Annotated in this window: 38 protein-coding genes; 35 read left to right on the forward strand and 3 right to left on the reverse strand. The window is 50.5% G+C overall.

What is annotated here, in order from left to right:
- Positions 1-11 precede the first annotated feature (11 nt).
- Positions 12-515 carry a T9SS type A sorting domain-containing protein gene (locus CCY01nite_RS12585; RefSeq protein WP_146861885.1) on the reverse strand — a complete coding sequence of 168 codons (504 nt, stop codon included), beginning with the start codon at positions 513-515 and terminating at the stop codon, positions 12-14.
- Positions 516-949: 434 nt separating this feature from the next.
- On the opposite strand from CCY01nite_RS12585, the gene fusA reads away from it, so the two are divergent.
- Positions 950-3,094 carry an elongation factor G gene (gene fusA, locus CCY01nite_RS12590; RefSeq protein ID WP_146861888.1) on the forward strand — a complete coding sequence of 715 codons (2,145 nt, stop codon included), beginning with the start codon at positions 950-952 and terminating at the stop codon, positions 3,092-3,094.
- A gap of 82 nt (positions 3,095-3,176) precedes the next feature.
- Here the strand turns inward: fusA and CCY01nite_RS12595 are convergent, their stop codons facing one another.
- Entirely contained in the window at positions 3,177-4,256 is a 1,080-nt protein-coding gene (locus CCY01nite_RS12595; RefSeq protein WP_222614379.1) for a PQQ-dependent sugar dehydrogenase, read from the reverse strand.
- Positions 4,257-4,467: 211 nt separating this feature from the next.
- Between CCY01nite_RS12595 and CCY01nite_RS12600 the strand changes: the two genes are divergently transcribed.
- Positions 4,468-5,064: an outer membrane beta-barrel protein gene (locus CCY01nite_RS12600; RefSeq protein ID WP_146861894.1), complete on the forward strand. Its 597-nt coding sequence runs from the start codon at positions 4,468-4,470 to the stop codon at positions 5,062-5,064.
- A gap of 62 nt (positions 5,065-5,126) precedes the next feature.
- Here CCY01nite_RS12600 and CCY01nite_RS12605 read toward each other — a convergent pair whose 3' ends face one another.
- The gene (locus CCY01nite_RS12605; protein ID WP_146861897.1) at positions 5,127-5,924 is read right to left on the reverse strand and encodes an energy transducer TonB; all 798 of its coding nucleotides are present in this window, start codon (positions 5,922-5,924) and stop codon (positions 5,127-5,129) included.
- Between the two features lie 208 nt (positions 5,925-6,132).
- On the opposite strand from CCY01nite_RS12605, the gene rpsJ reads away from it, so the two are divergent.
- The 33 genes from rpsJ to carA all read left to right on the forward strand — a co-directional run bounded on the left by rpsJ (position 6,133) and on the right by carA (position 25,976).
- Positions 6,133-6,438, forward strand: coding sequence for a 30S ribosomal protein S10 (rpsJ, locus tag CCY01nite_RS12610; RefSeq protein ID WP_012789286.1), 306 nt, complete (start codon positions 6,133-6,135; stop codon positions 6,436-6,438).
- Between the two features lie 170 nt (positions 6,439-6,608).
- A complete protein-coding gene (rplC, locus tag CCY01nite_RS12615; RefSeq protein WP_146861900.1) occupies positions 6,609-7,232 on the forward strand; it encodes a 50S ribosomal protein L3 in 624 nt (207 codons plus the stop codon).
- Between the two features lies 1 nt (position 7,233).
- On the forward strand, positions 7,234-7,881 hold the full coding sequence (gene rplD / locus CCY01nite_RS12620; RefSeq protein WP_146861903.1) for a 50S ribosomal protein L4: 648 nt from the start codon (positions 7,234-7,236) through the stop codon (positions 7,879-7,881).
- A gap of 59 nt (positions 7,882-7,940) precedes the next feature.
- On the forward strand, positions 7,941-8,240 hold the full coding sequence (gene rplW, locus CCY01nite_RS12625; protein ID WP_146861906.1) for a 50S ribosomal protein L23: 300 nt from the start codon (positions 7,941-7,943) through the stop codon (positions 8,238-8,240).
- An 89-nt stretch (positions 8,241-8,329) separates the two neighbouring features.
- Positions 8,330-9,163 (forward strand): 50S ribosomal protein L2, encoded by an 834-nt coding sequence (gene rplB / locus CCY01nite_RS12630; protein WP_146861909.1) that lies wholly within the window; start codon positions 8,330-8,332, stop codon positions 9,161-9,163.
- Between the two features lie 60 nt (positions 9,164-9,223).
- Entirely contained in the window at positions 9,224-9,490 is a 267-nt protein-coding gene (gene rpsS, locus CCY01nite_RS12635) for a 30S ribosomal protein S19 (RefSeq protein ID WP_120516921.1), read from the forward strand.
- Between the two features lie 116 nt (positions 9,491-9,606).
- Positions 9,607-9,960 carry a 50S ribosomal protein L22 gene (gene rplV / locus CCY01nite_RS12640; RefSeq protein ID WP_146861912.1) on the forward strand — a complete coding sequence of 118 codons (354 nt, stop codon included), beginning with the start codon at positions 9,607-9,609 and terminating at the stop codon, positions 9,958-9,960.
- Positions 9,961-10,011: 51 nt separating this feature from the next.
- A complete protein-coding gene (gene rpsC, locus CCY01nite_RS12645; RefSeq protein WP_146861915.1) occupies positions 10,012-10,797 on the forward strand; it encodes a 30S ribosomal protein S3 in 786 nt (261 codons plus the stop codon).
- Between the two features lie 53 nt (positions 10,798-10,850).
- On the forward strand, positions 10,851-11,270 hold the full coding sequence (gene rplP, locus CCY01nite_RS12650) for a 50S ribosomal protein L16 (RefSeq protein ID WP_146861918.1): 420 nt from the start codon (positions 10,851-10,853) through the stop codon (positions 11,268-11,270).
- Between the two features lie 53 nt (positions 11,271-11,323).
- Complete coding sequence (rpmC, locus tag CCY01nite_RS12655) at positions 11,324-11,524, forward strand: 50S ribosomal protein L29 (protein ID WP_146861921.1); 201 nt, start codon at positions 11,324-11,326, stop codon at positions 11,522-11,524.
- Between the two features lie 89 nt (positions 11,525-11,613).
- Positions 11,614-11,871 (forward strand): 30S ribosomal protein S17, encoded by a 258-nt coding sequence (gene rpsQ / locus CCY01nite_RS12660; protein ID WP_146861924.1) that lies wholly within the window; start codon positions 11,614-11,616, stop codon positions 11,869-11,871.
- Positions 11,872-11,946: 75 nt separating this feature from the next.
- Positions 11,947-12,315, forward strand: a complete 369-nt coding sequence (gene rplN / locus CCY01nite_RS12665; RefSeq protein ID WP_146861927.1) for a 50S ribosomal protein L14 — start codon at positions 11,947-11,949, stop codon at positions 12,313-12,315.
- A gap of 205 nt (positions 12,316-12,520) precedes the next feature.
- Positions 12,521-12,859 (forward strand): 50S ribosomal protein L24, encoded by a 339-nt coding sequence (rplX, locus tag CCY01nite_RS12670; protein WP_146861930.1) that lies wholly within the window; start codon positions 12,521-12,523, stop codon positions 12,857-12,859.
- Complete coding sequence (gene rplE, locus CCY01nite_RS12675; RefSeq protein WP_146861933.1) at positions 12,859-13,434, forward strand: 50S ribosomal protein L5; 576 nt, start codon at positions 12,859-12,861, stop codon at positions 13,432-13,434. The genes rplX and rplE overlap by 1 nt, the downstream gene beginning before the upstream one ends.
- Before the next feature lie 6 nt (positions 13,435-13,440).
- Complete coding sequence (rpsN, locus tag CCY01nite_RS12680; RefSeq protein WP_146861936.1) at positions 13,441-13,710, forward strand: 30S ribosomal protein S14; 270 nt, start codon at positions 13,441-13,443, stop codon at positions 13,708-13,710.
- A gap of 98 nt (positions 13,711-13,808) precedes the next feature.
- The gene (gene rpsH / locus CCY01nite_RS12685; RefSeq protein WP_146861939.1) at positions 13,809-14,207 is read left to right on the forward strand and encodes a 30S ribosomal protein S8; all 399 of its coding nucleotides are present in this window, start codon (positions 13,809-13,811) and stop codon (positions 14,205-14,207) included.
- Positions 14,208-14,322: 115 nt separating this feature from the next.
- The gene (rplF, locus tag CCY01nite_RS12690) at positions 14,323-14,877 is read left to right on the forward strand and encodes a 50S ribosomal protein L6 (RefSeq protein WP_146861942.1); all 555 of its coding nucleotides are present in this window, start codon (positions 14,323-14,325) and stop codon (positions 14,875-14,877) included.
- 135 nt (positions 14,878-15,012) lie between these two features.
- Positions 15,013-15,366 carry a 50S ribosomal protein L18 gene (gene rplR, locus CCY01nite_RS12695; protein WP_146861945.1) on the forward strand — a complete coding sequence of 118 codons (354 nt, stop codon included), beginning with the start codon at positions 15,013-15,015 and terminating at the stop codon, positions 15,364-15,366.
- 33 nt (positions 15,367-15,399) lie between these two features.
- Positions 15,400-15,918 carry a 30S ribosomal protein S5 gene (rpsE, locus tag CCY01nite_RS12700; RefSeq protein WP_146861947.1) on the forward strand — a complete coding sequence of 173 codons (519 nt, stop codon included), beginning with the start codon at positions 15,400-15,402 and terminating at the stop codon, positions 15,916-15,918.
- Between the two features lie 61 nt (positions 15,919-15,979).
- On the forward strand, positions 15,980-16,165 hold the full coding sequence (gene rpmD, locus CCY01nite_RS12705) for a 50S ribosomal protein L30 (protein WP_146861950.1): 186 nt from the start codon (positions 15,980-15,982) through the stop codon (positions 16,163-16,165).
- 97 nt (positions 16,166-16,262) lie between these two features.
- Positions 16,263-16,709: a 50S ribosomal protein L15 gene (rplO, locus tag CCY01nite_RS12710; RefSeq protein WP_146861953.1), complete on the forward strand. Its 447-nt coding sequence runs from the start codon at positions 16,263-16,265 to the stop codon at positions 16,707-16,709.
- Positions 16,710-16,788: 79 nt separating this feature from the next.
- On the forward strand, positions 16,789-18,132 hold the full coding sequence (gene secY / locus CCY01nite_RS12715) for a preprotein translocase subunit SecY (protein ID WP_146861956.1): 1,344 nt from the start codon (positions 16,789-16,791) through the stop codon (positions 18,130-18,132).
- Positions 18,133-18,215: 83 nt separating this feature from the next.
- Complete coding sequence (map, locus tag CCY01nite_RS12720; protein WP_146861959.1) at positions 18,216-19,022, forward strand: type I methionyl aminopeptidase; 807 nt, start codon at positions 18,216-18,218, stop codon at positions 19,020-19,022.
- A 236-nt stretch (positions 19,023-19,258) separates the two neighbouring features.
- The gene (gene infA / locus CCY01nite_RS12725; protein ID WP_012789309.1) at positions 19,259-19,477 is read left to right on the forward strand and encodes a translation initiation factor IF-1; all 219 of its coding nucleotides are present in this window, start codon (positions 19,259-19,261) and stop codon (positions 19,475-19,477) included.
- A 33-nt stretch (positions 19,478-19,510) separates the two neighbouring features.
- Positions 19,511-19,627: a 50S ribosomal protein L36 gene (rpmJ, locus tag CCY01nite_RS12730; RefSeq protein ID WP_072360626.1), complete on the forward strand. Its 117-nt coding sequence runs from the start codon at positions 19,511-19,513 to the stop codon at positions 19,625-19,627.
- Between the two features lie 43 nt (positions 19,628-19,670).
- Complete coding sequence (gene rpsM / locus CCY01nite_RS12735) at positions 19,671-20,051, forward strand: 30S ribosomal protein S13 (protein ID WP_146861962.1); 381 nt, start codon at positions 19,671-19,673, stop codon at positions 20,049-20,051.
- A gap of 108 nt (positions 20,052-20,159) precedes the next feature.
- Positions 20,160-20,558: a 30S ribosomal protein S11 gene (gene rpsK, locus CCY01nite_RS12740; RefSeq protein ID WP_146861965.1), complete on the forward strand. Its 399-nt coding sequence runs from the start codon at positions 20,160-20,162 to the stop codon at positions 20,556-20,558.
- Between the two features lie 169 nt (positions 20,559-20,727).
- A complete protein-coding gene (rpsD, locus tag CCY01nite_RS12745) occupies positions 20,728-21,333 on the forward strand; it encodes a 30S ribosomal protein S4 (RefSeq protein WP_146861968.1) in 606 nt (201 codons plus the stop codon).
- A 76-nt stretch (positions 21,334-21,409) separates the two neighbouring features.
- Complete coding sequence (locus tag CCY01nite_RS12750; RefSeq protein WP_119078773.1) at positions 21,410-22,405, forward strand: DNA-directed RNA polymerase subunit alpha; 996 nt, start codon at positions 21,410-21,412, stop codon at positions 22,403-22,405.
- 110 nt (positions 22,406-22,515) lie between these two features.
- Positions 22,516-23,019, forward strand: a complete 504-nt coding sequence (rplQ, locus tag CCY01nite_RS12755; RefSeq protein ID WP_146861971.1) for a 50S ribosomal protein L17 — start codon at positions 22,516-22,518, stop codon at positions 23,017-23,019.
- A gap of 76 nt (positions 23,020-23,095) precedes the next feature.
- A complete protein-coding gene (locus CCY01nite_RS12760; RefSeq protein ID WP_146861974.1) occupies positions 23,096-23,902 on the forward strand; it encodes a hypothetical protein in 807 nt (268 codons plus the stop codon).
- Between the two features lie 49 nt (positions 23,903-23,951).
- Complete coding sequence (locus CCY01nite_RS12765) at positions 23,952-24,758, forward strand: hypothetical protein (protein ID WP_146861976.1); 807 nt, start codon at positions 23,952-23,954, stop codon at positions 24,756-24,758.
- Positions 24,759-24,854: 96 nt separating this feature from the next.
- Positions 24,855-25,976, forward strand: coding sequence for a glutamine-hydrolyzing carbamoyl-phosphate synthase small subunit (gene carA, locus CCY01nite_RS12770; protein ID WP_146861979.1), 1,122 nt, complete (start codon positions 24,855-24,857; stop codon positions 25,974-25,976).
- Positions 25,977-26,022: the final 46 nt, after the last annotated feature.

A 26,022-nucleotide genomic window follows, 5' to 3' on the forward strand; every position in this document is an offset into this window, starting at 1 on the left:
GAAGGACGTGCTTACTGCACGATCAGCTTTTCCGTTTGTACATGGCCGTTCACTTTGAGGATAACCGTGTAGATGCCCGCCGCCAGCTTGTCTACCGGCGTGGGGATGGTGATCTTGCCGGCCCCGAAGTTTTTGATGTCCTGGTAGATCACCTGCCCGGCGGTGTTTACGATCAGGTAAACCACGGTGGCGTTCATCAGTAGGTCAAACTGCATTTTTACGGTGGTGACGGCGGGGTTGGGGAAAAGCATGAAGTCCAGCACGGGGTTGGTGCCCGGGGTAACAGGCGGCAATACTTCGGGTTGCTGGAAGCCCTGCGAGAGCATGATGCCCCCGCTGACGGTGGTCACCATCGTTTCACCGATGGTATAGTCGAAACTGACCCCTCCGGCGGTGCCGCTGCCGCCGCCGGACGCCACGACCTGCCGCACCAGCACCAGCTGCGACTTTACAGGCAGCCAGGCCATTGCCAGCAGGATGGCGATCAATAGATGTTTTGTAGATAAATGGTTCATGTGAGAGTGGGTTATGTGATGGTTATGGAATACTGCTATAATACCGCAGTGCGAGCATATTGGTCATGACTCGAACAGGTTTCGCCTCGGGTTATATCAACATCAATGCTCTTACCGGGTTATAAATGCTCCGTCAGCCGGGAAAATATATCGGGGCTTCCCGGCCGGTGAATGTTAAACTTCCTTTAATTGCTTAGATAATGGGGGCTCAATTAGCTTTTAACAGCTTAAAGATAGTTAAAAATCATTGGCAGTAAAGGCTTTGGGAGTTCAATTTCATTTCTGGCGGCTTTTGCCGGATGGCTGGCGGAAATTCATCCGCATACGGTTGAAGGCCGATTTAACAATTTGGCAAATAAATCCATCTTTATTTATTGATCGAAATAGATTACCTTTGCCCCCCAAATTGCATTACTTATAGTCATTTTACTTTTATGGCAGACTTAAGATTTCAAAGAAACTTTGGTATTGCGGCGCACATTGATGCGGGTAAGACCACTACCACAGAGCGTATCCTGTATTATACAGGGAAGACCCACAAAATAGGTGAGGTTCACGAAGGGGCAGCCACGATGGACTGGATGGCCCAGGAGCAGGAGAGAGGTATTACCATCACATCTGCGGCCACTACCTGTTTCTGGAACTTCCCTACCTTACAGGGACAAAGTACGCCTGATACTAAACAGTATAAATTCAACATCATCGATACGCCGGGCCACGTTGACTTTACCGTAGAGGTGGAGCGCTCCCTGCGTGTACTGGATGGTCTGGTTGCATTGTTCTGCGCCGTATCCGGCGTTGAGCCTCAGTCCGAGACTGTATGGCGTCAGGCTAACCGTTACAAGGTACCCCGTATCGGTTTTGTGAACAAAATGGACCGCTCCGGAGCGGACTTCCTGAACGTGGTAAAACAGGTGAAGGAAATGCTCGGCGCCAACCCCGTTCCCCTGACCCTGCCGATCGGCGCTGAAGATAACTTCAAAGGCGTGGTGGACCTGATCACCATGAAAGGCATTATCTGGGACGAAGCCGGTAAAGGCGCTACCTACCAGGAGATCGAGATTCCTGCCGACATGAAAGAAGAGGCAGAAGAATGGAGAGCCAAGCTGGTGGAAGCGGTTGCTGAATACGACGATACCCTGATGGAGAAATTCTTCGAAGATCCCAATTCCATTTCCGAAGCGGAGATCCACGAAGCGATCCGTAAGGCTACGATAGACATCGCCATCATCCCGATGATGTGCGGTTCTTCCTTCAAGAACAAAGGTGTGCAGAAGATGCTGGACGCGGTTTGCCGCTACCTGCCTTCTCCGATGGACATCGAAGCGGTAAAAGGCACCAACCCCGATACCGGTGAAGAGCTGGAACGTAAACCTTCCGCGAAAGAACCTTTCGCTGCGCTGGCGTTCAAGATCATGACCGATCCTTTCGTGGGCCGTCTCGCCTTCTTCCGGGCTTATTCCGGTCACCTGGACGCAGGTTCTTACGTGCTGAACACCCGCACCGGCAAGAACGAGCGTATCAGCCGTATCATGCAGATGCACGCCAACAAGCAGAACCCGATCGATTTCATCGAAGCAGGTGACATCGGCGCGGCTGTTGGTTTCAAGGATATCAAAACAGGCGATACCCTCTGCCATGAAGATCATCCGATCGTACTCGAATCCATGACCTTCCCCGATCCGGTGATCTCTATCGCGATCGAGCCTAAAACACAGGCGGACGTTGATAAAATGGGCCTCGCCATCGCCAAGCTTGTGGAAGAAGATCCTACCCTGAAGGTGAAAACAGATGAAGAAACCGGCCAGACCGTATTATCCGGTATGGGTGAGCTTCACCTGGAGATCATCCTGGACCGTATGCGCCGCGAATTCAAAGTAGAAGTAAACCAGGGCGCGCCCCAGGTTGCTTATAAAGAAGCATTTACCAAAGTGGTGGAGCACCGCGAAGTGTTCAAGAAACAAACCGGTGGCCGCGGTAAATTCGCCGACATCCAGATTGAAATCGGCCCTGCTGATTCAGAATGGCTGAAAGAAAACGACGGTAAGTTCTTCCAGTTCGTGAACGACATCTTCGGTGGTGCGATCCCGAAAGAGTTCATCCCGGCTGTACAGAAAGGTTTCGAACAATCCATGAACAATGGCGTGCTCGCAAACTTCCCGATGACCAGCCTGAAGGTTCGCCTGTTCGACGGTTCTTTCCACGCAGTGGACTCCGACGCCATGTCTTTCGAGCTTTGCGCCAAGTCCGCCTTCCGTGAAGCCGGCCGTAAAGCGAAACCCGTACTGCTCGAGCCTATCATGAAAGTAGAGGTAACCACGCCTGACCAGTACATGGGTGACGTGACCGGTGACCTCAACCGCCGCCGTGGTATGCTGGAAGGTATGGAATCCCGTGCAGGCGCACAGGTGATCAAAGCCAAAGTGCCCCTGAGCGAAATGTTCGGTTACGTGACGCAGCTGCGTTCACTGTCTTCCGGCCGCGCTACGTCCATCATGGAGTTCTCTCACTACAGCCCTGCACCGAACAACATCGCTGAAGAAGTGGTGGCCAAGGTGAAAGGAAAAGTGAATGCCTAATTAGCACAAGTTGATAGATAGAAATAAAAAAGGCCCTTCGGATTCCGGAGGGTCTTTTTTTTATGAATGAACGGTCAAATGATCATTCCGGTTTGCTTATTTCGATGAGCTGGCCGTCGTTTTCGTCCGTACAGATATATACCCTCCCGGCCGGCGAAATGCAAATGTCCCGCAGGCGGCCGAATGCCCCGGTGAAATAGTTCTTCGTGGATGCCACGCTTTTACCGTCGCCGCTGAGCTTCAGCTGGTACAGCGTAGTGTTTTTGAGGCTGAGTACCAGCAGGGAGTTTTTCCACTGGGGGATGCGGTCGTTGTTGTAATAGTCCAGTCCGCATAACGCGAATGTGCTGTTGCCGGTAGACCAGATGGGTTCCTTCACGTTATTGGCCGTGCAGAACACGGTTTCCCCGCCGTTGCATGGCCCTTCCACGGTGGGCCAGCCGTAGTTGCGCTGCTTTTCTATGATGTTCACCTCGTCTTCAATGCCGGCGCCATGCTCGGCGGCATACAGGATGCCGTTCGCATATACCAGCCCCTGCGGGTTGCGGTGGCCGATGCTCCAGGCGGGATTGTCGGGGTAGGGGTTGTCCGCCGGCACGGAGCCGTCCAGGTTCAGCCGGAGCACCTTGCCGCTCAGGGAGCCGGGCAGCTGGGCGTTGCCGGAGTTGGAGGCATCCCCGGTGGTGATGAACAGCTTGTTATCCGGACTGATCAGCAGCCGGGAGCCGTTGTGGATGCCGGCGGCGGGGATGTTGTCGATGATGATGGCGGGGGAGCTGAGCGTGTTGTTGGCGTAGCGGTAGCGCACTACTTTTTCGCGGTAGCCGTTGGCGCTGTTGTAGTTGTACACCACGTACACGTCCGGCGTCTGGCCGAAATCAGGGTGGAGCACCATGCCGAGGAGGCCGCCTTCACCGTTCGCCACCACGTCCTCAATCGTCAGCAGCGGCTTTACTTCCCCTGTTTTGGGATCTACCCGGCTGATGCGGCCGTTTCTTTCCGTCATCCAGATGTGATCGTCCGGTCCCCAGAGGATCTCCCAGGGGCGGGAAATGCCGTCGTCCACCACTACGCGGACGCTGTCTTTCGGCCAGTTGGGGTCTTCCGGCGATTTTCCGGAGTTCTTTTTACAGGAAAGCGTGATGCAAAGCAGTGTCAGCATGCAGGTTGATATGGCCAGCGGTTTCATAGATGTTTTAATATAGAACGAACAAATTTGTTGCCATGTTAAAAAAATCCTCCCGTCCCCTCAACCTTTTTTTGATCCCGTTGTTAAATGGTATGTTTATTGTCTTCATAATCAGCATTTTCCTGTTTACCCCTGCTACCGATGAATGTTAATGAGAGCAAGCAATTCATCAAAACACATCTATATGAGAAAAGTTGGTTACTTAACCCTGGTGTTGACCGCCATGTTGTTTTCTGCTACTACTTATGCCCAGACAGAGAAAGGAAATATGCTGGCAGGTGCGAATCTTGCCAATATTGGCGGTACTTTCCAGAATGGAGGAAGCAAATTTAACCTGAACCTTACGCCGAAACTGGGATGGTTTATCAAGGACGATATCGCCATCGGTATTGATGTTAACCTGGGCCTTTCTACCGGGAATGATCAGACGGATTTCCTGTATGGTATTGGCGCATTTGGCCGCTATTATATTAAGGATAAGGACATAGAGGTATCCAAAAGGGCCCGCTGGTTCCTGGAAGCGAATGTAGGCTTCAACGGGGTCAACACAAAAGCGGGTGATGAGAGTACGAATACCAATGGCCTTGGTGTTGGTTTCGGTCCCGGCCTGGCTTATTTCATTACGCCAAATGTAGCCCTGGAAGGTTTGCTGAAATACGATCTGACGGTAGGTTTCGGAAGTTCCACAACGGCACACAGGGTAGGCGTGAACCTCGGTTTCCAGATCTATCTGCCTTCCGCAAAAGCGAAGCAGATCATCCGGGAAGAAGGCAACAGATAGTTTTTCCCATCGCAAGCAATGATAAAGCGGATTTTGCACGCCTCCGGGCGGGTAAGGTCCGCTTATTCTTTCCTTCCCGCCGCGCTTGCCGCCTTCGGCGGATCGAACCGGATCACCAGCTGGTGTTTGGCCGTCACGGACCTGCCTTCCAGCTGCGCCGGTATCCATTTGGGCATTTTCTCCACGATCCGGACCGCTTCTTCCTCCAGCCCGTACCCGATGGCGCTGCCGATGGTAGCCGCATTGTCTACCCGCCCGTTAGACATCACCAGGAATTCCACCACCACCGCTCCGCCGATGCCCGCTGACCGGGCTTCCGCCGGGTATTGCAGGTTTTTCCGGATGAAATAGGCCAGGGCTTTGCCGCCGCCCTTGTATTGCGGGAGCTTGCTCAGTTCCGGCGCCGGCACGTCGTATGGTTTACGCATGCTGTTGCCCAGGGCCACTTTCATGGGGATGGTGAGGTTCAGGGGAACGAATTTGCCGTTGAGGATGCCGGGTTTCCACTTCGGCATGCGGTAGAACATTTCCAGCACCTCCTTGTCCAGCTGCCGGAAGGTCGGATACCTGATCTTCGCGTCCGTCACCCTTCCTTCCTGATCTACGATGAAGTCCACGTACACCGTCACCACGGTATCTTCGCGGAGGCGGATGTAGGGAACGTTGAGGCTGCCGGCGAGCCAGCGTTCCAGATTGGCTTGTCCACCGGGGAATTCGGGAAGCACGTCCGCTTTCAGCGCGGCGAGGCTGCTCCGGAATTCCTCCTCCATTTCTGCGGGCGTGAGGGGCTTTTCGGTCGTATCCTGGGAAAAAACCGGGTAGCTGAGCAATAATAGTATAGTGATCGGCAGAAGGCGCATGGCGGGATAGTAATGTATTGGGAATAAACAGTTTAAATAAATGATGTAACTTGCAATGACCAGATAAAGCTACGGGAAGCGCGGCAAAAAATCAATATAATCCAACATTCTACAGAAATATCCCTCCAAAATCTTTGCCGTAATTAAAATAAAACATACCTTTGCCCTCCCAAATTGTAAGGGGTAAATAAGAAGAAGTTCATTGCATATGTCTCAGAGAATTAGAATCAAGCTGAAGTCCTACGATCACAATCTGGTTGATAAATCTGCCGAGAAGATCGTAAAAACCGTGCGTAACACGGGTGCCGTGGTAACAGGTCCCATTCCTTTACCTACAGAGAAAAAAATCTTTACGGTACTGCGTTCTCCGCACGTGAACAAGAAAGCGCGTGAGCAATTCCAACTGTGTACGCATAAGCGTTTGTTGGACATTTACACATCTTCTTCCCGGACCGTGGATGCGCTGAGCAAGCTGGATCTGCCTTCCGGTGTTGAAGTGGAGATCAAGGCGTAACAGGAGAAAGGACCTCGGCAAGGTGGGCACAAGGCCCGCCTGAGGTGTTTTATGACGACAGCAAACATCAGGCTACGCCTTCTGGGTAGCCGCCCAATAAACAGTATTTAAACCGCTCATCCTGAGGATAGCTGGAGATCCCTCAGGCGCTGGGCTAAATTATATAACAAATGAAAGGTATTATTGGTAAAAAGATTGGCATGACCAGTATCTTCGAGGCCAATGGTAAGCAGACTGCCTGCACCATTATCGAAGCTGGCCCATGCGTTGTTTCCCAGGTGAAATCCCAATCCACCGACGGGTACGATGCCGTACAGGTAGCATTTGGTGACAAGAAAGAAAAGCACGCCACCAAAGCAGAACAAAATCACTTCGCGAAAGCACAGACCTCCCCTAAACGTTACGTAAAAGAATTCCGCAATCCGGACGCGGCCGTTGCCAAGGCGCTCGGCGAAACCATCACCTGCGAGATCTTCGCTGAAGGTGAGGTTGTTGACGTTGTGGGAACTTCCAAAGGTAAAGGCTTCCAGGGTGTTGTAAAACGCCACGGGTTCAGCGGTGTGGGTGAAGCTACCCACGGTCAGCACGACCGTCAGAGAGCGCCCGGTTCCGTAGGTGGTTCTTCTTATCCTTCCCGTGTATTCAAAGGTATGCGCATGGCAGGCCAGCTGGGTAACGAAAGGGTGAAAGTAAAAGGTCTGAAAGTGCTGAAGGTATTCCCTGAGAAGAATTATATCCTGGTAAGTGGTTCCGTTCCCGGCCACATTGGTTCAATCGTTTTAATCCAGAAATAGTATGCAACTAGATATTTTAAATATAGAAGGTAAGAAAACCGGCAGGACCATCGAGCTTCCTGAAGAGATCTTTGGTGTGGAGCCGAACAATCACGTGATCTACCTCGCTGTAAAGCAATACCTGGCTGCGCAACGTCAGGGTACGCACAAGGTAAAGACCCGTGCTGAAGTAAAAGGTGCTTCCCGCAAACTGCACAAACAAAAAGGTACCGGCGGTTCCCGTAAAGGTAACATCCGTAACCCGCTCTATAAAGGTGGTGGTACCATCTTCGGCCCCAAGCCTCACGCTTACGATATCAAACTGAACCGTAAAGTGAAGGACCTGGCGAAGATCTCCGCATTGTCTGCGAAAGCAAAGGAAAACAGCATCATCATCGTGGAGGATATCAGCCTGGATGCGCCGAAGACCAAACAGTTCCAGGGCATCCTCAAAAACCTGAACATCAACACAGGCGCCAAGAAAACCCTCGTGGTGCTGCCTGAGTACAATGATAACGTATACCTGTCCCTCCGCAACATCCCTACCGTAGACGGTACCGTGCTGAGCGATGTGAACACTTACGAGATCATGAACAGCAACTACCTGGTTTTCACGGAAAGCGCAGCAAAGATCTTCACCGAAGAGCCTGCTGATGTAGTTGAAGCGTAACAAATTAAAAATGCATGCGGGGGATGAGTGATCGGACCTCGCAACAAATAATAAATAAGATGAAACTGTCTGATGTTTTAATCAAGCCGGTGATTTCGGAGAAGGTAAACAAGGCGACTGAAAAGTTCAACCGCTTTTACTTCATTGTTGACAAAAAAGCCAACAAACTGGAGATCAAGAAAGCAGTGGAAGACTTCTACGGTGTAACCGTTGCAGAAGTGAACACACAGGTGATGCCTGGCAAGAACAAGACCCGCTTTACCAAAGCAGGTTTTATTTCCGGCCGCAAGCCCTCCTACAAGAAAGCCGTGATCACACTGGCCGCAGGAGAAACCATAGATCTGTATGCTAACATATAAGTGCCGTTAACGGCGTAAGCCGCTAACCTGGATGTATATACAGATCAACTTATAAATAGTCTATTAAATCATTTTGAATTAAGTAGAAAATGGCACTGAAAAAGTACAAACCGGTCACAGCCGGTACCCGTTGGAAGATCGGCAATGCGTTCGCAGAGCTGACCACCGACACCCCGGAGAAGAGCCTGCTGGCGCCCGCTCCGAGAACCGGCGGCAGGAACGTGCAAGGTAGAAGGTCCATGCGCTATATCGGCGGTGGCCACAAGAAACAATACCGTATCATCGACTTCAAACGTGATAAGGTAAACATCCCCGCTACTGTTAAATCGATCGAATACGATCCGAACCGTAGCGCATTCATCTCCTTGCTGAGCTATGCGGACGGTGAGAAACGTTATATCATTGCGCCCCAGGGCCTGCAGGTAGGCACCACTGTTATCAGCGGTGCGGAAGTAGCGCCTGAACTGGGTAACGCATTGCCGCTGAAGAACATGCCCCTGGGTACTGTTGTACATAACATCGAGCTGCAGCCTGGTAAAGGCGGTGCGATCGCACGCAGCGCCGGTGCTTATGCCCAGCTGAGCAACAAGGAAGAAAAATACGCCGTGCTGAAAATGCCCTCCGGCGAGCTGCGCAAAGTGCTGAGCACCTGCATGGCCACCGTAGGTACCGTTTCCAACTCCGACCACGCACTGCAGTCCATCGGTAAGGCAGGCGCCAACCGCTGGAGAGGCATCCGCCCCCGCAACCGTGGTGTAGCGATGAACCCTGTGGATCACCCGATGGGTGGTGGTGAAGGCCGTTCTTCCGGCGGTCACCCGAGGTCCAGAACAGGCAAATATGCGAAAGGTCTGAAAACCAGGAAATCGCATAAGAGCTCTGACAAGCTGATCATCACGCGGAAAAACGGTAAGAAATTATAATAACGCTTAACAAGTTTCAATCCCGCTAACACCGGGGTTGAAATTTAAATAAACAAGAACATGGGTCGTTCCATTAAAAAAGGTCCTTACGTAGACTTCAAATTAGAGAAGAAGGTAGAAAAACAGAACGAGGGCACCAAGCGTACGGTTATCAAAACCTGGAGCCGCCGCTCTACCATTACTCCCGACTTTGTGGGTCACACTTTTGCTGTGCACAACGGTAACAAGTTCATCCCGGTTTACGTAACCGAGTTCATGGTAGGTCACAAGCTTGGTGAGTTTGCACCTACCCGTAACTTCAAAGGGCACGCTAACAAGAAAATGTAGTATCCGTTTTAAAGTTTCCCGTTTTCGGTTCAGGTTAAGGAACATCGGAAGGACGAAGGAAACAGCAGAACCGGAAACTGTAATACGAAACTTATATAACACAGAAACAAATAACAATGGAAGCAGTAGCTAAGCTGAACAATAATCCTACCTCCACCCGCAAAATGCGTCTGCTGGCAGACCTGATCCGCGGCATGGAAGTAGAGAAAGCTTTGAATATTTTGAAATTCCATCCTAAACACCCGAGCACTCCGCTGGAGAAACTGCTGCTGTCTGCAGTAGCCAACTGGAAAGTGAAGAATGAAGGCGCGAGGGTAGAAGATGCCAACCTGTTCGTTAAAACCATTTTTGTTGATGGTGGACGCGTTCTCAAAAGGATGCGCCCGGCTCCGCAGGGAAGGGGTTACCGTGTACGCAAAAGAAGCAATCACGTAACAATTGTTGTAGACGGCCGCGCTGCGCAGCAATAAACGAACAAAGGAAAAACAATATTTAAACTCATAGACAAATAAAACCAGAACATGGGTCAGAAAACAAATCCTATTGGTAACAGGTTAGGTATCATCAGAGGATGGGACTCTAATTGGTATGGCAGCAAGAAAGACTATGCAGCCAAGCTGATCGAAGATAACAAGATCAGAACTTACCTGAATGCACGTATCAACAAAGGCGGCATTTCCAGGGTAGTGATCGAAAGAACGCTCGGTAAGCTCATTATTACCATTCATACCTCCAAACCTGGTATCATCATAGGTAAAGGCGGTAACGAAGTGGATCGCATCAAGGAAGAGCTGAAAAAGCTCACCGGCAAGGAAGACGTCCAGATCAACATCCTGGAGATCCGTCGTCCCGAGGTGGATGCAACCATCGTTGCTGAAACGATCGCCAAGCAGATCGAAAGCCGTATCAACTACAAACGCGCTATCAAAATGGCCATTGCTACCGCGCTCCGCATGGGTGCAGAAGGTATCAAAGTGAAAGTAGGCGGCCGTTTGGGTGGTGCGGAGATCGCCCGTTCCGAAGAAATGAAACAAGGCCGTGTGCCCCTGCATACTTACCGTATGGACATCGACTATGCGTCCCTGTTCGCACTGACCGTGTACGGCAAGATCGGTATCAAGGTATGGATCTGTAAAGGTGAAGTACTGGGCAAACGTGATCTGAACCCGAACGCTATCTCCGGTAAGGAAGGAGAAGGACGTACAGGCGGCGGCCGCGATCACCGTGGCGACCGTGGCGGCGAGAGAAGGGATCACCGTGGTGGCGGAGAAAGAAGAGGTGGTGGAGACCGTGGCCCGCGCAAATAATCGCACTGCCCGTTGGAAATATCATTTAAACAAACTTTTTAACAACATAAACGATGTTACAGCCCAAGAGAACGAAACACAGGAAGATGCACAAAGGCCGCATCAAAGGTAACGCAAAGAGAGGCGCAGCCATTTCTTTCGGTTCATTCGGCCTTAAAGCATTGGAACCTAAGTGGATCACAGACCGGCAGATTGAAGCTGCCAGGGTGGCGCTGACCAGGCATATGAAGCGTGAAGGTAACGTGTGGATCCGTATTTTCCCCGACAAACCGATCACCGCCAAGCCGTTGGAAGTGAGGATGGGTAAAGGTAAAGGTGCTCCCGACCATTGGGCAGCCGTTGTAAAGCCCGGTCGCATCCTGTTCGAAGCAGACGGTGTGCCCCTGCAGGTCGCTAAAGAAGCGATGGAACTGGCCGCACAGAAACTGCCGATCAAGGTGAAATTCGTAGTACGCCGCGATTACGTTGCTTAATTGCAAAGCGCGGAATTTAACAAAACCTGATAACCAGCACAAAATTTATACAAATGCCTAAAGCAAAACTGGATCTGAAAGGCCTGAGCGATCAGGATCTCAAAGACAAACTGTCTGAAGAGCAAGTGCGCTTGAAAAAGATCACGTTCAGCCATGCGGTAACACCGATCGAAAATCCCATGAGCATCCGTTTCATGAGAAGGGAGATCGCACGCATTCAGACTGAACTGCGCAAAAGAGAACTGGGATTCTAGCCTCAGCCGGAAGGCCCCGGGCAGGAACTGCATTCATAAACAATTTTATCGCCTCGTGAACGAGGCCCGGAAGTAAAACAACTTTCAAAATGACCGAAAGAAAATTAAGAAAGACCAGGATCGGCGTCGTATCCAGCAACAAAATGGATAAGACCATTACCGTGAACGTAGAACGTAAGGTAAAACACCCGATCTATGGTAAGTTCGTAAAGAAAACCACCAAGTTCATGGCACAGGACGACAAGAACGAGTGCAGCATTGGTGACCTCGTAAGGATCATGGAAACACGCCCGATCAGCAAAAACAAATGCTGGCGCCTGGTGGAAGTGATCGAGAAAGTAAAGTAATTATTCATTTGTTTCAAGCTGCCGGTAGTATCATGACCTGCAGCCGCTGCTAAAACAATTAACAAACGTATTACGATGATACAACAAGAATCAAGGCTGAACGTAGCTGATAACAGTGGTGCCAAGGAAGTGCTCTGCATCCGCGTACTCGGCAACTCCGGCCAGGACTATGCAGGGGTGGGTGACAAGATTGTGGTGACGGTAAAAGACGCGATCCCCGGTGGTGGCGTAAAGAAAGGCACAGTAACAAAAGCTGTTATTGTAAGGACCAAAAAGAAACTGCGCCGCCGCGACGGTTCTTACATCCGCTTCGATGACAACGCCGTTGTATTGCTGAACAATGCCGACGAGCCCCGCGGTACCCGTATTTTCGGTCCGGTTGCCCGTGAGCTTCGCGATAAAGGATATATGAAGATCATCTCTCTGGCACCTGAAGTGCTTTAATGAGGTGAGTTGTAACGGATAAGAGATTAAAAAATTGAATAATTGAAAGGTGTGATGGAAACGATGAAGAACCGGAAACGCCTTTCAATATTTACTTTTTAGATTGTTAGTTTTTAAGCTTATCTTTGCAGCCCGTTTCAAAAACGACATAAAGTATTAATCAAGCGGAACAAGGGTTTCGCTTGGCGTTTAAATAAACAAACAGATGAAAACTAGATTTAAGCCTAAGTTCAACATTAAGAAAGGCGACCTGGTTGTGGTAATTGCCGGTGATGATAAGGACCGGACCAAGCCCCGCAAGGTATTGGAGGTGATTATCGACAAGTCCCGTGTATTAGTGGAAGGCGTTAATATCATCACGAAGCACACCAAACCTTCTGCCCAGAATACCAAAGGCGGTATTGTTAAGCAGGAAGCGCCTATTGCCATCTCCAACGTGATGTTGTGGGACGCAAAGGCTGGCAAACCTACGCGCGTAGGCCGCCAGAGAGAAAACGGAAAAGTAGTTCGTATCGCTAAAAAATCAGGGGAGGTAATCAAATAATGGCAAACACAACGTATCAACCCAGGCTGCAAACCAAATACCGCAATGAAGTGGTGGCTGCTTTGCAAAAGAAATTCAACTATAAAAGCACCATGCAGGTGCCCCGCCTCACCAAGATCTGCCTGAACCAGGGCATCAACGGTGCGGTTGGCGACAAGAAACTGGTGGATATCGCCGTTGACGAAATGACCCGTATCGCCGGTCAGAAAGCGATCGCTACTTTGTCAAAAAAGGATATCTCCAACTTCAAACTGCGTAAGCACATGCCCATCGGTGCGCGTGTGACCCTGCGCGGTGTGAACATGTACGAGTTCCTGGACAGGCTGATCTCCGTATCCCTGCCCCGCGTACGTGACTTCAAAGGCATCAACGAGAAAGCTTTCGACGGCCGCGGTAACTATACCCTGGGCGTGACCGAGCAGATCATCTTCCCGGAGATCGACATCGACAAGGTGACCCGTATCAGCGGTATGGACATCACTTTCGTGACCACTGCCCCCACCAACGAAGAAGCTTACGAGCTGCTGAAAGAACTGGGCATGCCTTTCAAGAACGTTAAAAAAGATAATCAATAATAGAATATGGCAAAAGAATCCGTAAAAGCCAGACAAAGAAAGAGAGAAGCCATGGTGGCCAAATTTGCTGAAAAGCGCGCCGCGCTGAAAGCAGAAGGTAACTATGCTGAACTGGACAAACTGCCCAAGAACGCTTCTCCCGTTCGCCTGCACAACAGATGTCAACTGTCCGGCCGTCCGAAAGGATACATCCGTCAGTTCGGCATTTGCCGTAACATGTTCCGCGACATGGCGCTGGCAGGTAAGATCCCTGGCGTAACAAAGGCCAGCTGGTAATTATCAGCACAAAAACGTAATTGATACCTTTCTATATCGATTGGATATCGCATTGTTGTGATTTGCTATCACATTTATTTTTTAAAAACTGACAAACAATGGTCACTGATCCAATAGCAGATTTTTTAACACGCATCCGTAACGCCCAGATGGCTAATCACCGGATCGTGGAAATCCCGGCTTCAAAACTGAAGAAACGCATTACCGAGATCCTGTACGACAAAGGTTATATCCTGAAGTACAAATTCGAGGAAGACAACAAACAGGGCCTCATCAAGATAGCCCTGAAGTACGATCCGACAACCAAGGTTCCGGCCATCCATGACCTGCAGCGCATCAGCCGTCCCGGTTTGCGCCAGTACTCCAAGCCCGAGAACTTTGTCCGTATCAAGAACGGTCTTGGTATCGCGATCATCTCTACTTCCAAAGGTGTAATGACCGATAAGGAAGCCAAAGCACAGAATGTAGGTGGCGAAGTAGTTTGCTACGTTTATTAATATATTTTATCCCGCGCCTCAACAGCGCGGGATAACGGTATGTCTGACAATTAAGCGTTCTATACGGCGCTGAACACGGAGTACCGGATTCACAACACAATTAAACTGACTGATTATGTCACGTATAGGAAGAGCTCCTATTAAACTGGCCAGCGGCGTTACTGTAAATGTATCCCCTGCCAACGAGATCACGGTGAAAGGCCCGAAAGGCGAGCTGAAACAGACGATCGACCGCGATATCAAAGTGGAAGTAAAGGAAGGTGAACTGCACATCGCGCGCCCGACCGACCAGATCCGCCACCGCGCCCTGCACGGTCTGTACCGCGCACTGCTGGCCAACATGGTGACCGGTGTAACCGATGGTTTCAAAAAACAGCTGGAGCTTGTAGGTGTAGGTTACAAGGCTGCGAACCAGGGGCAGTTGCTGGACTTATCTTTAGGATATTCCCACAACATCGTCTTCGAAGTGCCCAAGGAGCTGAAAGTAGCGACCCTCACCGAAAAAGGTAAGAACCCGCAGATCATGCTGGAAGGCATCGACAAACAACTGCTGGGCCAGGTGGCCGCGAAGATCCGCAGCCTCCGCAAACCCGAGCCGTACAAAGGTAAAGGTGTTCGCTACAGCGATGAAGTGGTACGCAAGAAAGCCGGTAAGTCTGCCGGTAAGTAATAGCAGGCCGCTCCGGGCCGCATAGGCGCCGGTAACAATGAACTGAATTATTAAAATACCACAGGGTAAAAGGCCGGAAAGCCTTTTACCCTGAACATGGCCCCGGCAGCATCGGGGCTCTAAATACACTTAGTAATGAGTACAAGAACAGACAGAAGACAGAATATCCGCTACCGTATCCGTAAAAGGATCAGCGGAACTGCACAAAAACCCAGGCTGGCTGTATACCGCAGCAACACCGAGATCTATGTGCAACTGATTGACGATACCAATGGCACTACCCTGGCCTCCGCTTCTTCCCGTGATAAGGACATCAAAGCGCAGCAAGGTAACAAAACCGAAAAATCAAAGCTGGTAGGTGCCGCACTGGCCGCTAAAGCCACTGCACTGGGCATTACCACCTGCGTATTCGACAGAAGCGGTTACCTGTACCATGGCCGTGTAAAAGCAACCGCTGACGGTGCACGTGAAGGCGGTCTGCAATTCTAAACAATCTGATATCGTAATTCTTATTAAATAAAAATGGCAAAGAATTCATTCAATAAAGTAAAAGCTGGTGATCTGGAACTGAAAGAAAAGGTTGTAGCGATCAACAGGGTTACCAAAACTACCAAAGGCGGACGTACCTTCAGTTTCTCCGCACTGGTTGTGGTAGGTAACGAAAACGGCGTGGTAGGTCACGGTCTTGGTAAAGCCAAGGAAGTGCAGGAAGCCATCACCAAAGGTATCGACGACGCTAAGAAGAACCTGATCAAAGTTCCCATTCACCACGGTACTATTCCGCACGACCAGCTCGCAAAGGAAGGCGCCGCTAAAGTGCTGATCAAACCGGCCGCTCACGGTACCGGTGTGATCGCAGGTGGTTCCATGCGCGCAGTGCTGGAAAGCGCCGGTATCACGGACGTGCTGGCCAAGTCTCTCGGCTCCGCCAACCCGCACAACGTGGTAAAAGCTACTTTCAAAGCCCTGGGCCTGCTGCGCGAGCCGATCCAGATCGCAAGAACACGCAGCGTGTCTATGAAGAAAGTATTCAACGGTTAATAACCTGATTCCAAAATCCCGCTCCGGTGTGCAAGCCCCGGCAGCGGAAATATAAAACGAAATGGCAAAGATTAAAGTCACTCAGGTAAAAAGCGGTATCGATCGCCCGGAAAAACAGAAGCTCACCCTGAAGGCCCTCGGTCTGAAGAAGATGAACGCTTCCGTGGAAGTGGAAGCCACCCCCCAGGTACTGGGTATGGTGCGCGCCGTGAACCACCTGGTAAAAGTGGAAGAGGTAAATGCATAATGTAGAAATATTATTTTTACATTTGGCATCTTACATTTTTGAACTATCATTGTAAAAGCGAGCGGTTGATTTCCGCGTAAGTAAAACAATTAAAGCTATGAACTTACAGAATTTAAGGCCCGCAAAAGGCGCCGTACATAAAGAGAAACGCCTGGGTCGTGGTGAAGCTTCCGGTAAAGGTGGTACCGCTACGAAAGGTAACAAAGGTGCGCAATCCAACACCGGTTACTCCAGCAAGAGAGGCCACGAAGGTGGTCAGATGCCTATTCAGCGCCGTCTGCCCAAACGTGGTTTTATCCCGATCTCCCGTACTGAATATAAAGTGTTCAACGTTGGCCAGCTGGATCAGATCATCGAAAAATATGGTCTGCAGGAATTCTCCCTCGAGAACCTGTACATGAACGGCCTCATCAGCAAAACTGACAAAGTGAAACTGCTGGGTCAGGGTGAGGTAAAAGGCAAAGTAACGCTGAAAGTGAACGCGATCAGTGAGAAAGCAAAACAGGCTATCGAAGCAGCCGGCGGATCTGTAGAACTGGTTTAAGAAATTACGATAGAAAAGGCGCCTACGGAGTAGTGCGTCTTTTCGGATTTTACACGCTCTATTAAACTCTTGTCTTCCTGTGAAGAAATTTATTGAAACCATAAAGAACATCTGGAGCATCGAGGACCTGCGTAAGCGCATTCTCACCACGTTATTGCTGGTACTGGTGTACCGTGTCGGTTCCTATATCACCCTTCCCGGTCTCGATCCCAATGCCCTGGCCAATTTCTCCGAGACTTCCCAGCAAGGCATCCTCGGCCTGTTCAATATGTTTGCCGGTGGTTCATTCTCCCGCGCTTCCATCTTTGCACTCGGCATCATGCCTTATATCTCGGCATCTATCGCCATTCAATTGCTGACGATCGCCGTTCCCTATTTCCAGAAATTGCAGAAAGAAGGAGACAGCGGCCGTAAGAAGATCAACCAGTACACCCGTCTGCTCACCGTGGTGGTGACTGCTTTCCAGGCCAGCGCCTATGTGGCGTACCTGAGAGGGCAATCCGGCGGTGCGCTCATCGCGGAATACGGCAGCTTCATGTTCTGGCTTTCCACCACTGTAGTGCTCACGGCGGGTACCCTGTTTGTGATGTGGCTCGGTGAAAAGATCACAGACAAAGGCATCGGTAACGGTACTTCCATTATCATCATGATGGGCATCCTTGCCCGTTTGCCTGAATCCCTGTTGCAGGAGCTTTCGCTCAAAACAACCGGCGCAGGCGGCGGCATGCTGCTGTTCCTGATAGAGATCGCATTCTTTATCCTCATCACCGTTGGCCTTATCCTGCTGGTACAAGGTACCCGCAAGATCCCGGTGAACTACGCAAAACGTATTGTTGGCAACAAGCAATATGGCGGCGTACGCCAGTTCATTCCCCTCAAGGTGAATGCAGCCGGTGTAATGCCCATCATCTTCGCCCAGGCCATTATGTTCATACCGGCGACCGCCATCGGTTTCGCCACAACAAGCGAAAGCGCTTCCGGCTTCATCCGCATCTTCAGCGATCATACCAATGGCTGGTATAACCTGATCTACGCGGTGCTGGTTGTGGTGTTCACCTTCTTCTATACTGCATTGATCTTCAATCCCACCCAGATGGCGGACGAAATGAAACGCAACAACGGTTTCATCCCCGGCGTGAAACCCGGTAAGGCCACAGCGGATTACATCGGTGCGGTAATGGACCGTATCACCCTTCCCGGAGCATTGTTCCTCGCACTGGTAGGTGTTCTCCCCGGCTTCGCCGCGGCGGTGGGCATCAACAGCGCGTTCGCCACCTTCTTCGGTGGTACCTCCCTGCTCATCATGGTAGGGGTGATCCTCGATACACTGCAACAGATCGAAAGCCAGCTGCTCATGCGCCACTACGATGGCCTGATGAGCTCCGGCCGTATCAAGGGCAGGACCACCCCGGCCAACGCCTGAGTGACACCGTCCGCATAAACGCATTCCAGCAGCCATCGGGAGTTCCTGATGGCTGTTGTATTTATTCCGTATTTTTGCAAGTTATGATCCATTATAAAACGAAAGAAGAAATAGAGCTGATCCGGCACAGCGCCCAACTGGTCAGCGCTACGCTGGCCGAAGTGGCCCGGCAGCTGAAGCCCGGCATGAGCACCTTAGAGCTAGACGCCATCGCTGAAACCTTCATCCGCGACCACGGCGCCGTTCCGTCTTTCAAGAACTACAAGGGATTTCCCGCCACCTGCTGCATTTCCGTCAATGAAGCCATTGTGCATGGAATACCCAACCAGTATATTATCAAAGAGGGAGATATTGTTTCTGTGGACGTGGGCGTATATGCCAACGGGTTTCATGGGGACAGCGCCTATACCTTCGCCGTGGGAGAGGTGCCCGCGCATGTGCAGAAGCTGATCACCGCCACGAAGACCGCCCTGAACAAGGGGCTGGAGAAAGCTGTGGTGGGCAACAGGGTAGGGGATATCGCCTACGCCATCCAGGAGTACGTGGAGAAGGAACGCGGATACGGCGTGGTGCGGGAGCTGGTAGGGCACGGCCTGGGGCGCAACCTGCACGAGGACCCGCAGGTGCCCAACTACGGACGCCGTGGCAGCGGGGCCGTGCTGAAGGAAGGGCTGGTGATCGCCATCGAGCCGATGGTGAACCTCGGCACCCGGGAAGTGGAATACCTGGAAGATAACTGGACGGTGGTGACGAGGGACCGGAAGGTATCCGTACACTACGAGCATACCGTTGCCGTGATGAAAGGGAAACCGGATGTATTGTCCACTTTCGCGGACATCGAGCTGGCGGAAAAGGAAAATCCCGCATTGAGCATTGCGGTGCTGAACTAAGGGAATTAATGCCTATATTTGCCTTCCGGCTGGAAAAATGACGTAACCCTGAAATTTCCCTGTATCGGAATTTCAAAATAGTCAATCTGTAAATGGCTGATATTTAATTACTTTCGATGGATCTGCGTGGCACTTCCGAAAGTTATCCACATAATCAGGCATTTTGAAAGATTATTTAGTGTAATTTTTTCAGTTTAATAAACTTTTGTGGTATCTTTGCATTCCTAAAAATTTTTATGGCGAAACAGGCACTCATTAAACAGGATGGTATTATTCTAGAAGCCTTATCAAATGCGATGTTCCGGGTAAAGCTGGAAAACGGTCACGAGATTCTGGCGACCATTTCTGGAAAAATGAGAATGCACTATATCCGCATCCTGCCCGGCGACAAGGTGGGCGTAGAGATGAGCCCTTACGATTTAAGCAGGGGCCGTATAATTTTCAGGTACAAATAAGCAAAACGCTGATCGATTTATAACATTTGACTCATGAAAGTAAGAGCTTCCATCAAGAAAAGAAGTGCAGACTGCAAAATTGTTCGCCGCAAAGGTAAACTGCTGGTGATCAATAAAAAGAATCCCCGTTTTAAGCAACGTCAGGGTTAATCTGCATTTTGAACATTTAAGAATTATAAATTAAACAATTAATATGGCACGTATAGCCGGTATTGATCTTCCTAAAAACAAAAGAGGCGAAATTGGTTTGCAATATATCTACGGTATAGGACATTCCACCGCCCAGTATATCCTGGAGAAAGCAGGCATTGATTTGAATAAAAAGGTGAAAGACTGGAACGACGACGATCAGGCCGCCATCCGGAATATCATCAATAACGAACTGAAGGTAGAAGGTCAGCTCCGTTCTGAAGTTCAGATGAACATCAAGCGTCTGCTGGATATCGCCTGCTACCGTGGTCTTCGTCACAGGAAGGGTCTGCCGGTAAGAGGTCAGCGTACACGTACCAACAGCCGCACCAGGAAAGGTAAGCGTAAAACCGTTGCTGGTAAAAAGAAGGCACCGAAGAAATAGTAAGATCCCTTTGCAGGTATCCCTTTATCCAGATCCGGGGACGTGCAGCATGAAGGGTTTTTATATCAACAGGGATTTGGAATTTCATAGTTGGAATTATAACGAATTATGGCAAAAGCAACTAATACAAAAGCTGCCGCTAAAAAGAGGGTAGTAAAGGTGGATAACTACGGAGATGTACATATCTCCGCAAGTTTCAACAACATCATTGTCAGCATCACCAACAAGCAGGGTCAGGTGATCTCCTGGTCTTCTGCCGGTAAGATGGGCTTCAAGGGTTCTAAGAAGAATACCCCGTATGCCGCTCAACTGGCCGCTTCCGATGCAGCAAAAACCGCTTTTGACGCAGGTCTGAAAAGAGCAGATGTATTTGTAAAAGGTCCCGGCGCCGGCCGTGAGAGCGCAATCCGCGCCATCTCCAACTCCGGCATCGAGGTAACCCTCATCAAAGATGTGACGCCGCTTCCTCACAACGGTTGCCGTCCTCCCAAGAAAAGAAGGGTATAGTCAACGCACTTTCGATACGAATTATCCTTACAATTAAACATTTGTATGGGGTAATTCGTATTTGTAATGTATAATTTGATATATTTATTAATCACAAGTGGGTGTGCGATCGAATTTTAAGATTTTTAAATGAGCGTACACCGGAACTTAAAAATCTGAACCAGACAACATGGCAAGGTACACAGGTCCAAAGACCAAGATCTCCAGAATCTTTGGAGAGCCTATCTTAGGCAACGGCAAATACTTAGGCAAGAACAGCAACCCTCCCGGCCAGCACGGTGCGCAACGCAAACGTAAGCAACTGGGCGAGTATGCATTGCAGCTGAGAGAAAAACAAAAAGCAAAATACACTTATGGTGTGCTCGAGCGCCAGTTCCGTAACCTCTTTGAGGAAGCGAACCGCAGAAAAGGCGTAACCGGTGAGGTATTGATCAAACTGCTCGAAGCCCGCCTGGACAACACCGTATTCCGAATGGGCATCGCGCCTTCCCGTCCCGCTGCACGTCAGCTGGTGGCACACAAGCACGTAACCGTGAACGGCGTAGTGGTGAACATCCCTTCTTATCAACTGCAACCCGGTGATGTTATCGGTCTGAAAGACAAGACCGCCGGTAACACCTCCCTGACCAGCGCCATCCGCGGCAAGAACCCGAAGTTCAGCTGGCTGGACTGGAACGAAAAGGATATGAAAGGTACTTTCATCGCATATCCTGAAAGAGAAAGCGTTCCTGAGAACATCAAGGAACAGCTGATCGTAGAATTGTACTCCAAGTAATACATTATAGCCACCGGACAGGTGGCTATAGCTATATAACTAAACATTAGTTAAAACTCATAAATCAAGCATATCAATGGCAATTCTTAATTTCCAAAAGCCTGACAAGATCGTTTTGCAGAAGTCAACCGACTTTGAAGCTCAATTCGAATTCCGTCCATTAGAACCAGGTTACGGTGTGACAATCGGTAACGCGCTCCGCCGTGTGCTGTTGTCTTCTCTGGAAGGCTATGCCATTGTGGGAATAAAGATTGAAGGCGCCGATCACGAGTTTGCTACACTGAAAGGGATCACGGAAGACGTAACCGAGATCATCCTCAACCTGAAACAGGTACGTTTCAAGAAGATCGTTGAGAATGAAGTAGGCAGCGAAAAGATCCAGATCTCTATCAAGGGTAAAACAGAGTTTCGTGCAGACATGATCGAGAAAGCAACCAATTCTTTCCAGATCATGAACCCCGAGCTGCTGATCTGCACCCTGGACCCCTCTGCGAAGCTGGACATCGAACTGACCATCGGCAAAGGCCGCGGTTATGTTCCCGCTGAAGAGAACAGGCCCAAGGATGCCATCTTCGGTTACATCGCCATCGACTCCGTATTTACACCCATCAAGAACGTTAAATACAGCATCGAAAATACCCGTGTGGAACAGAAAACGGACTACGAGAAGCTGATCATGGAAGTGATCACCGACGGTACCATCCACCCGGAAGAAGCCGTGAAACAGGCTTCCCGCATCCTGATCCAGCACCTGATGATCATCACCGACGAGAACATCAGCTTCGATACCAAGGACACGGAAAAAGAAGATGTAGTAGACGAACAGACACTGCAGCTGCGCAAGATCCTGAAAACCCCGCTGGAAGATCTGGACCTGAGCGTACGCGCATTCAACTGTCTGAAAGCCGCGAAGATCAACTCCCTGAGCGAGCTGGTGCAATACGAACAGGAGGAACTGATGAAATTCAGGAACTTCGGTCAGAAATCACTCAGCGAGATCGAGCAGGTGCTCGGCGAAAGAGGTCTCCACTTCGGTATGGACCTGTCCAAACTGAAACTGGACGAAGAATAAAATCTGTATAACTCAAATCACGGTGGCCGTTTGGCTTCCGTGATTTGTATTTTATAACAAGTACCTTGTAATTCCTGACACGGTGCAAGGGAACACAAACAAACAAAGTCATGCGTCACGGAGTAAAATTAAACAGGCTGAGCCGTACTTCCGCTCACCGTAAAAGCCTGATGAGCAACCTGGCGATCGAACTGATCAGCCACAAGCGCATTCAGACCACCTTAGCAAAAGCAAAAGCACTGCGCGTTTACATCGAACCGCTGTTAACCCGTGCTAAAACAGACGATACTCACAACCGCCGTATCGTTTTCAGCTACCTGCAGGATAAAGAATCCATCAAGGAACTGTTCGGCGTGATCTCTGAAAAGATCGCCAACCGTCCCGGTGGTTATACCCGCATCATCAAGCTGGGCAAACGTATTGGTGACAACGCCGAAGTAGCCCTGATAGAACTGGTAGACTTCAACGAGATCTACGGTAAAACCGCTGCAGAAGAAAAAGCGCCGGCCAAGAAAACCCGTCGTGCTGGTGGTAGCAAGAAGAAAGCAGAAGAAAAAGCTGCTGAAGCTGAAGCTCCCGCTGCGCCCGCTGCAGAAGAGAAAGCTGCTGAATAGTTTTTCTGAAACTAGTTATATTAGAGGGATGAAGTGCCACACTTCATCCCTTTTTTTATCCCTGTAAACCTGGAATATGTATTACCTGAAATGCAATCACTGCGGCCATACCAACGCCCTGAAATCCGAATACGTCACCTTCTGTGCGTCCTGCTCAAAGAAAATGGCCAATAGCTATGCCGATTGGAAACAACGGAATCCCGAAGGAAATTTTGCGTCTTATTGCGAAGCGGTGGGCGTTACAGAAAACGAGCCGGGAAAACCGGTGAAAAGGAAACGGTTTTACTGGGATACCCGGAAAGTGGTGATCGCTGTTGTAGCGGTGCTGATCTCCGCGGCAGGCGGATTGGCCGTGGAAAAATGGGTCAAAGGAAATTTCGGCGTGGGAAAAGTGCCGGAGGCATGGCTCACCAGCGAATGGCGGGCATTTAGTACGCCCAGGGGCATTGGGGAGATCGCCACGCCCACAGCGCTGCATCCGTTTGAACTGCCGCCGTCCGCGCAAATGGAGTACCTCGAGTTTATAGAACCTTACCGGAGCGATTCCACCATACTGCTGCAGATCGCTATGACCGAGTTTGAATGCAAGCCCGGCGTGGAGCCCTCCCTCGAGGGAGCTGCCGCCGGCGCGATCAATGAAATGCGGAAAAATGTGCGTGATTTTGATTATGAAGAGGTAAACCTTGAAGTATCGGGAGAGAAAGCCATCCGGCAAACAGGAAAGTACCGGCAGATGCTGCTAAGTAATGTACTGTTCCGGAACCTGCTCATCCTGAAAGGCCAGCGGCTGGTACAGGTGCTGGTCATCTACCCGGCAAGGGACAAAACCGCCGAAGAAGTCGCCGAACGGATAATTAATTCGGTCAAACTGAAAAATATATAAAATAAAACCATAATTTAGTGGCATAGCCTATGTAAACGCCCATATACCTATGTATTACCTGAAATGCAGCCACTGCGCGGAATACAGCGCATTAAAATCCGAATACATCACGTTTTGCGACCACTGCGGCAAGAAACTACCGGTTTCGTATGCCACCTGGAAGCCGGCGCACCCGGAAGGCGATTTCGAAGATTTCCGGAAAGCCACCGGCATCACGGCGGCGGAGTACCAGGCGCTCATGAAAAGGCGCTACCGGACCGGTTTTGACCTCCGGAAAAAGACCGCGCTGATTACGGGGCTGGTGATACTGCTGGCTTTCAGCGCCCTCGGGGCCTGGTACGGGCCTTCCCTCGTTAAGATGCTGCGGGAGCCCGCCGTTTCCCCGGCTTTGCTGGAAACGGCCAGCTGGCGGACTTTCAGGGGCAATGTGCTGCAGGTGCAGACCCCCCTGTCCCTCACCCCCGTCAATACCAAAGACGCCCCCAACATGCGGATCAAAGCCTTCAAAGGAGGCTCCAGAACGGAAGGGCTGGTCATCCAGATGCAGGAAGCCGTTTACCTCGCGGATGCGGATATAAAGCTGGAACCCGTGGCCGGTGAAGTAGCGGAAACGCTGAGCAACCTGCCAAACATCTCCCGGTTCACCATGAAAGAACAGCTGCTGGAAATATCCGGCAAAAAAGCCGTGTGGCAGCGCGGCAGCTACGTTTACCAGCAGACGGCGGAGATGGAATTCAACAGCCTGGTGGTGGTGCAGGGAGGCACCCGGGTGCAGGTGCTGGTCACTTACCGGAGGAATGATCAGACCGGGCAGCAGGTGGCTGAAAAAGTCATGCGGTCCGCCCGCCTGAATTGAATAATTTTTCTGCTCAAAATTCATCTTCATGCCCTAACTTTGCACAGTTTTAACCGTTCCCTCCGGGGAACATAAAAAAAGAAAGGGTAAGAAGAAATGCCGCAAACCACCAGATCCACACAGCCTGCCATACTGTTGTTAGAAGATGGCACCGTTTTTCATGGTAAAGCGTTCGGAAAGATCGGCACCGCCGCCGGAGAGCTTTGTTTCAACACCGGTATGACCGGCTACCAGGAAGTGTTCACCGACCCTTCCTATAAAGGCCAGGTGCTGATCATGAACAACTGTTACGTAGGTAACTATGGAACAAAGAAAGAGGATGTGGAAAGTAGTGATGTGAAGATCAGCGGACTGATCTGCAAGAACATCGCATACAATTACTCCCGCAAGATGGCGGACGAATCACTGGAGCAATTCCTGGTGCAGAACAACCTGGTGGCGATCCATGAGGTAGACACCCGGGCCCTCGTATCGCACATCCGCAGCAAGGGCGCGATGAACTGTATCATTTCTTCCGAAATACTGGACGAGGCCGAGCTGAAAGCGAAGCTCACGAAAGTGCCGTCTATGGAAGGACTTGCCCTTTGCGCGGACGTTTCAACCAAAGAACCTTATTTCATCGGCGACCCGGAAGCGGAAATTCGTATAGCCGTACTGGATAACGGCGTAAAACGGAACATGCTAAAATGCCTGTCCGAAAAAGGCGCTTACCTGAAAGTGCATCCCACCGCTACCTCTTTCGAGGAATGCGAAACATTCAAGCCGCATGCTTACTTTATTTCCAACGGCCCCGGCGATCCCGCGCCGCTGACCTATGCGGTAGACACGATCAAAAAGGTGCTGGACGTGGAACGTCCGCTGTTCGGCATCTGTCTCGGACACCAGCTGCTGGCGATGGCCAACGGCATCCCCACTTATAAAATGCATCACGGCCACCGCGGCCTGAACCACCCGGTAAAGAACCTGCTCACCGGCAAATGTGAGATCACCACGCAGAACCACGGTTTCGCGATCGATGCAAAAGCGGTAGCCGCATCCGAGCATGTGGAAGTCACCCACGTGAACCTGAACGATAACTCCGTGGAAGGCATCCGCATCAAAAACAAACCGGCATTCTCCGTGCAGTACCACCCGGAATCCACGCCCGGTCCGCACGATTCCCGCTATCTGTTTGATGATTTCTTTGCGATGATCAAAGCGGATATGAAAGGAAAATAAAGACAGGCGCTGCCTGCGATATTATAAAATGAGAAACGGTCCTGAG

The sequence above is a fragment of the Chitinophaga cymbidii genome, assembly GCF_007992715.1.
GTDB classification, from domain to species: domain Bacteria; phylum Bacteroidota; class Bacteroidia; order Chitinophagales; family Chitinophagaceae; genus Chitinophaga; species Chitinophaga cymbidii.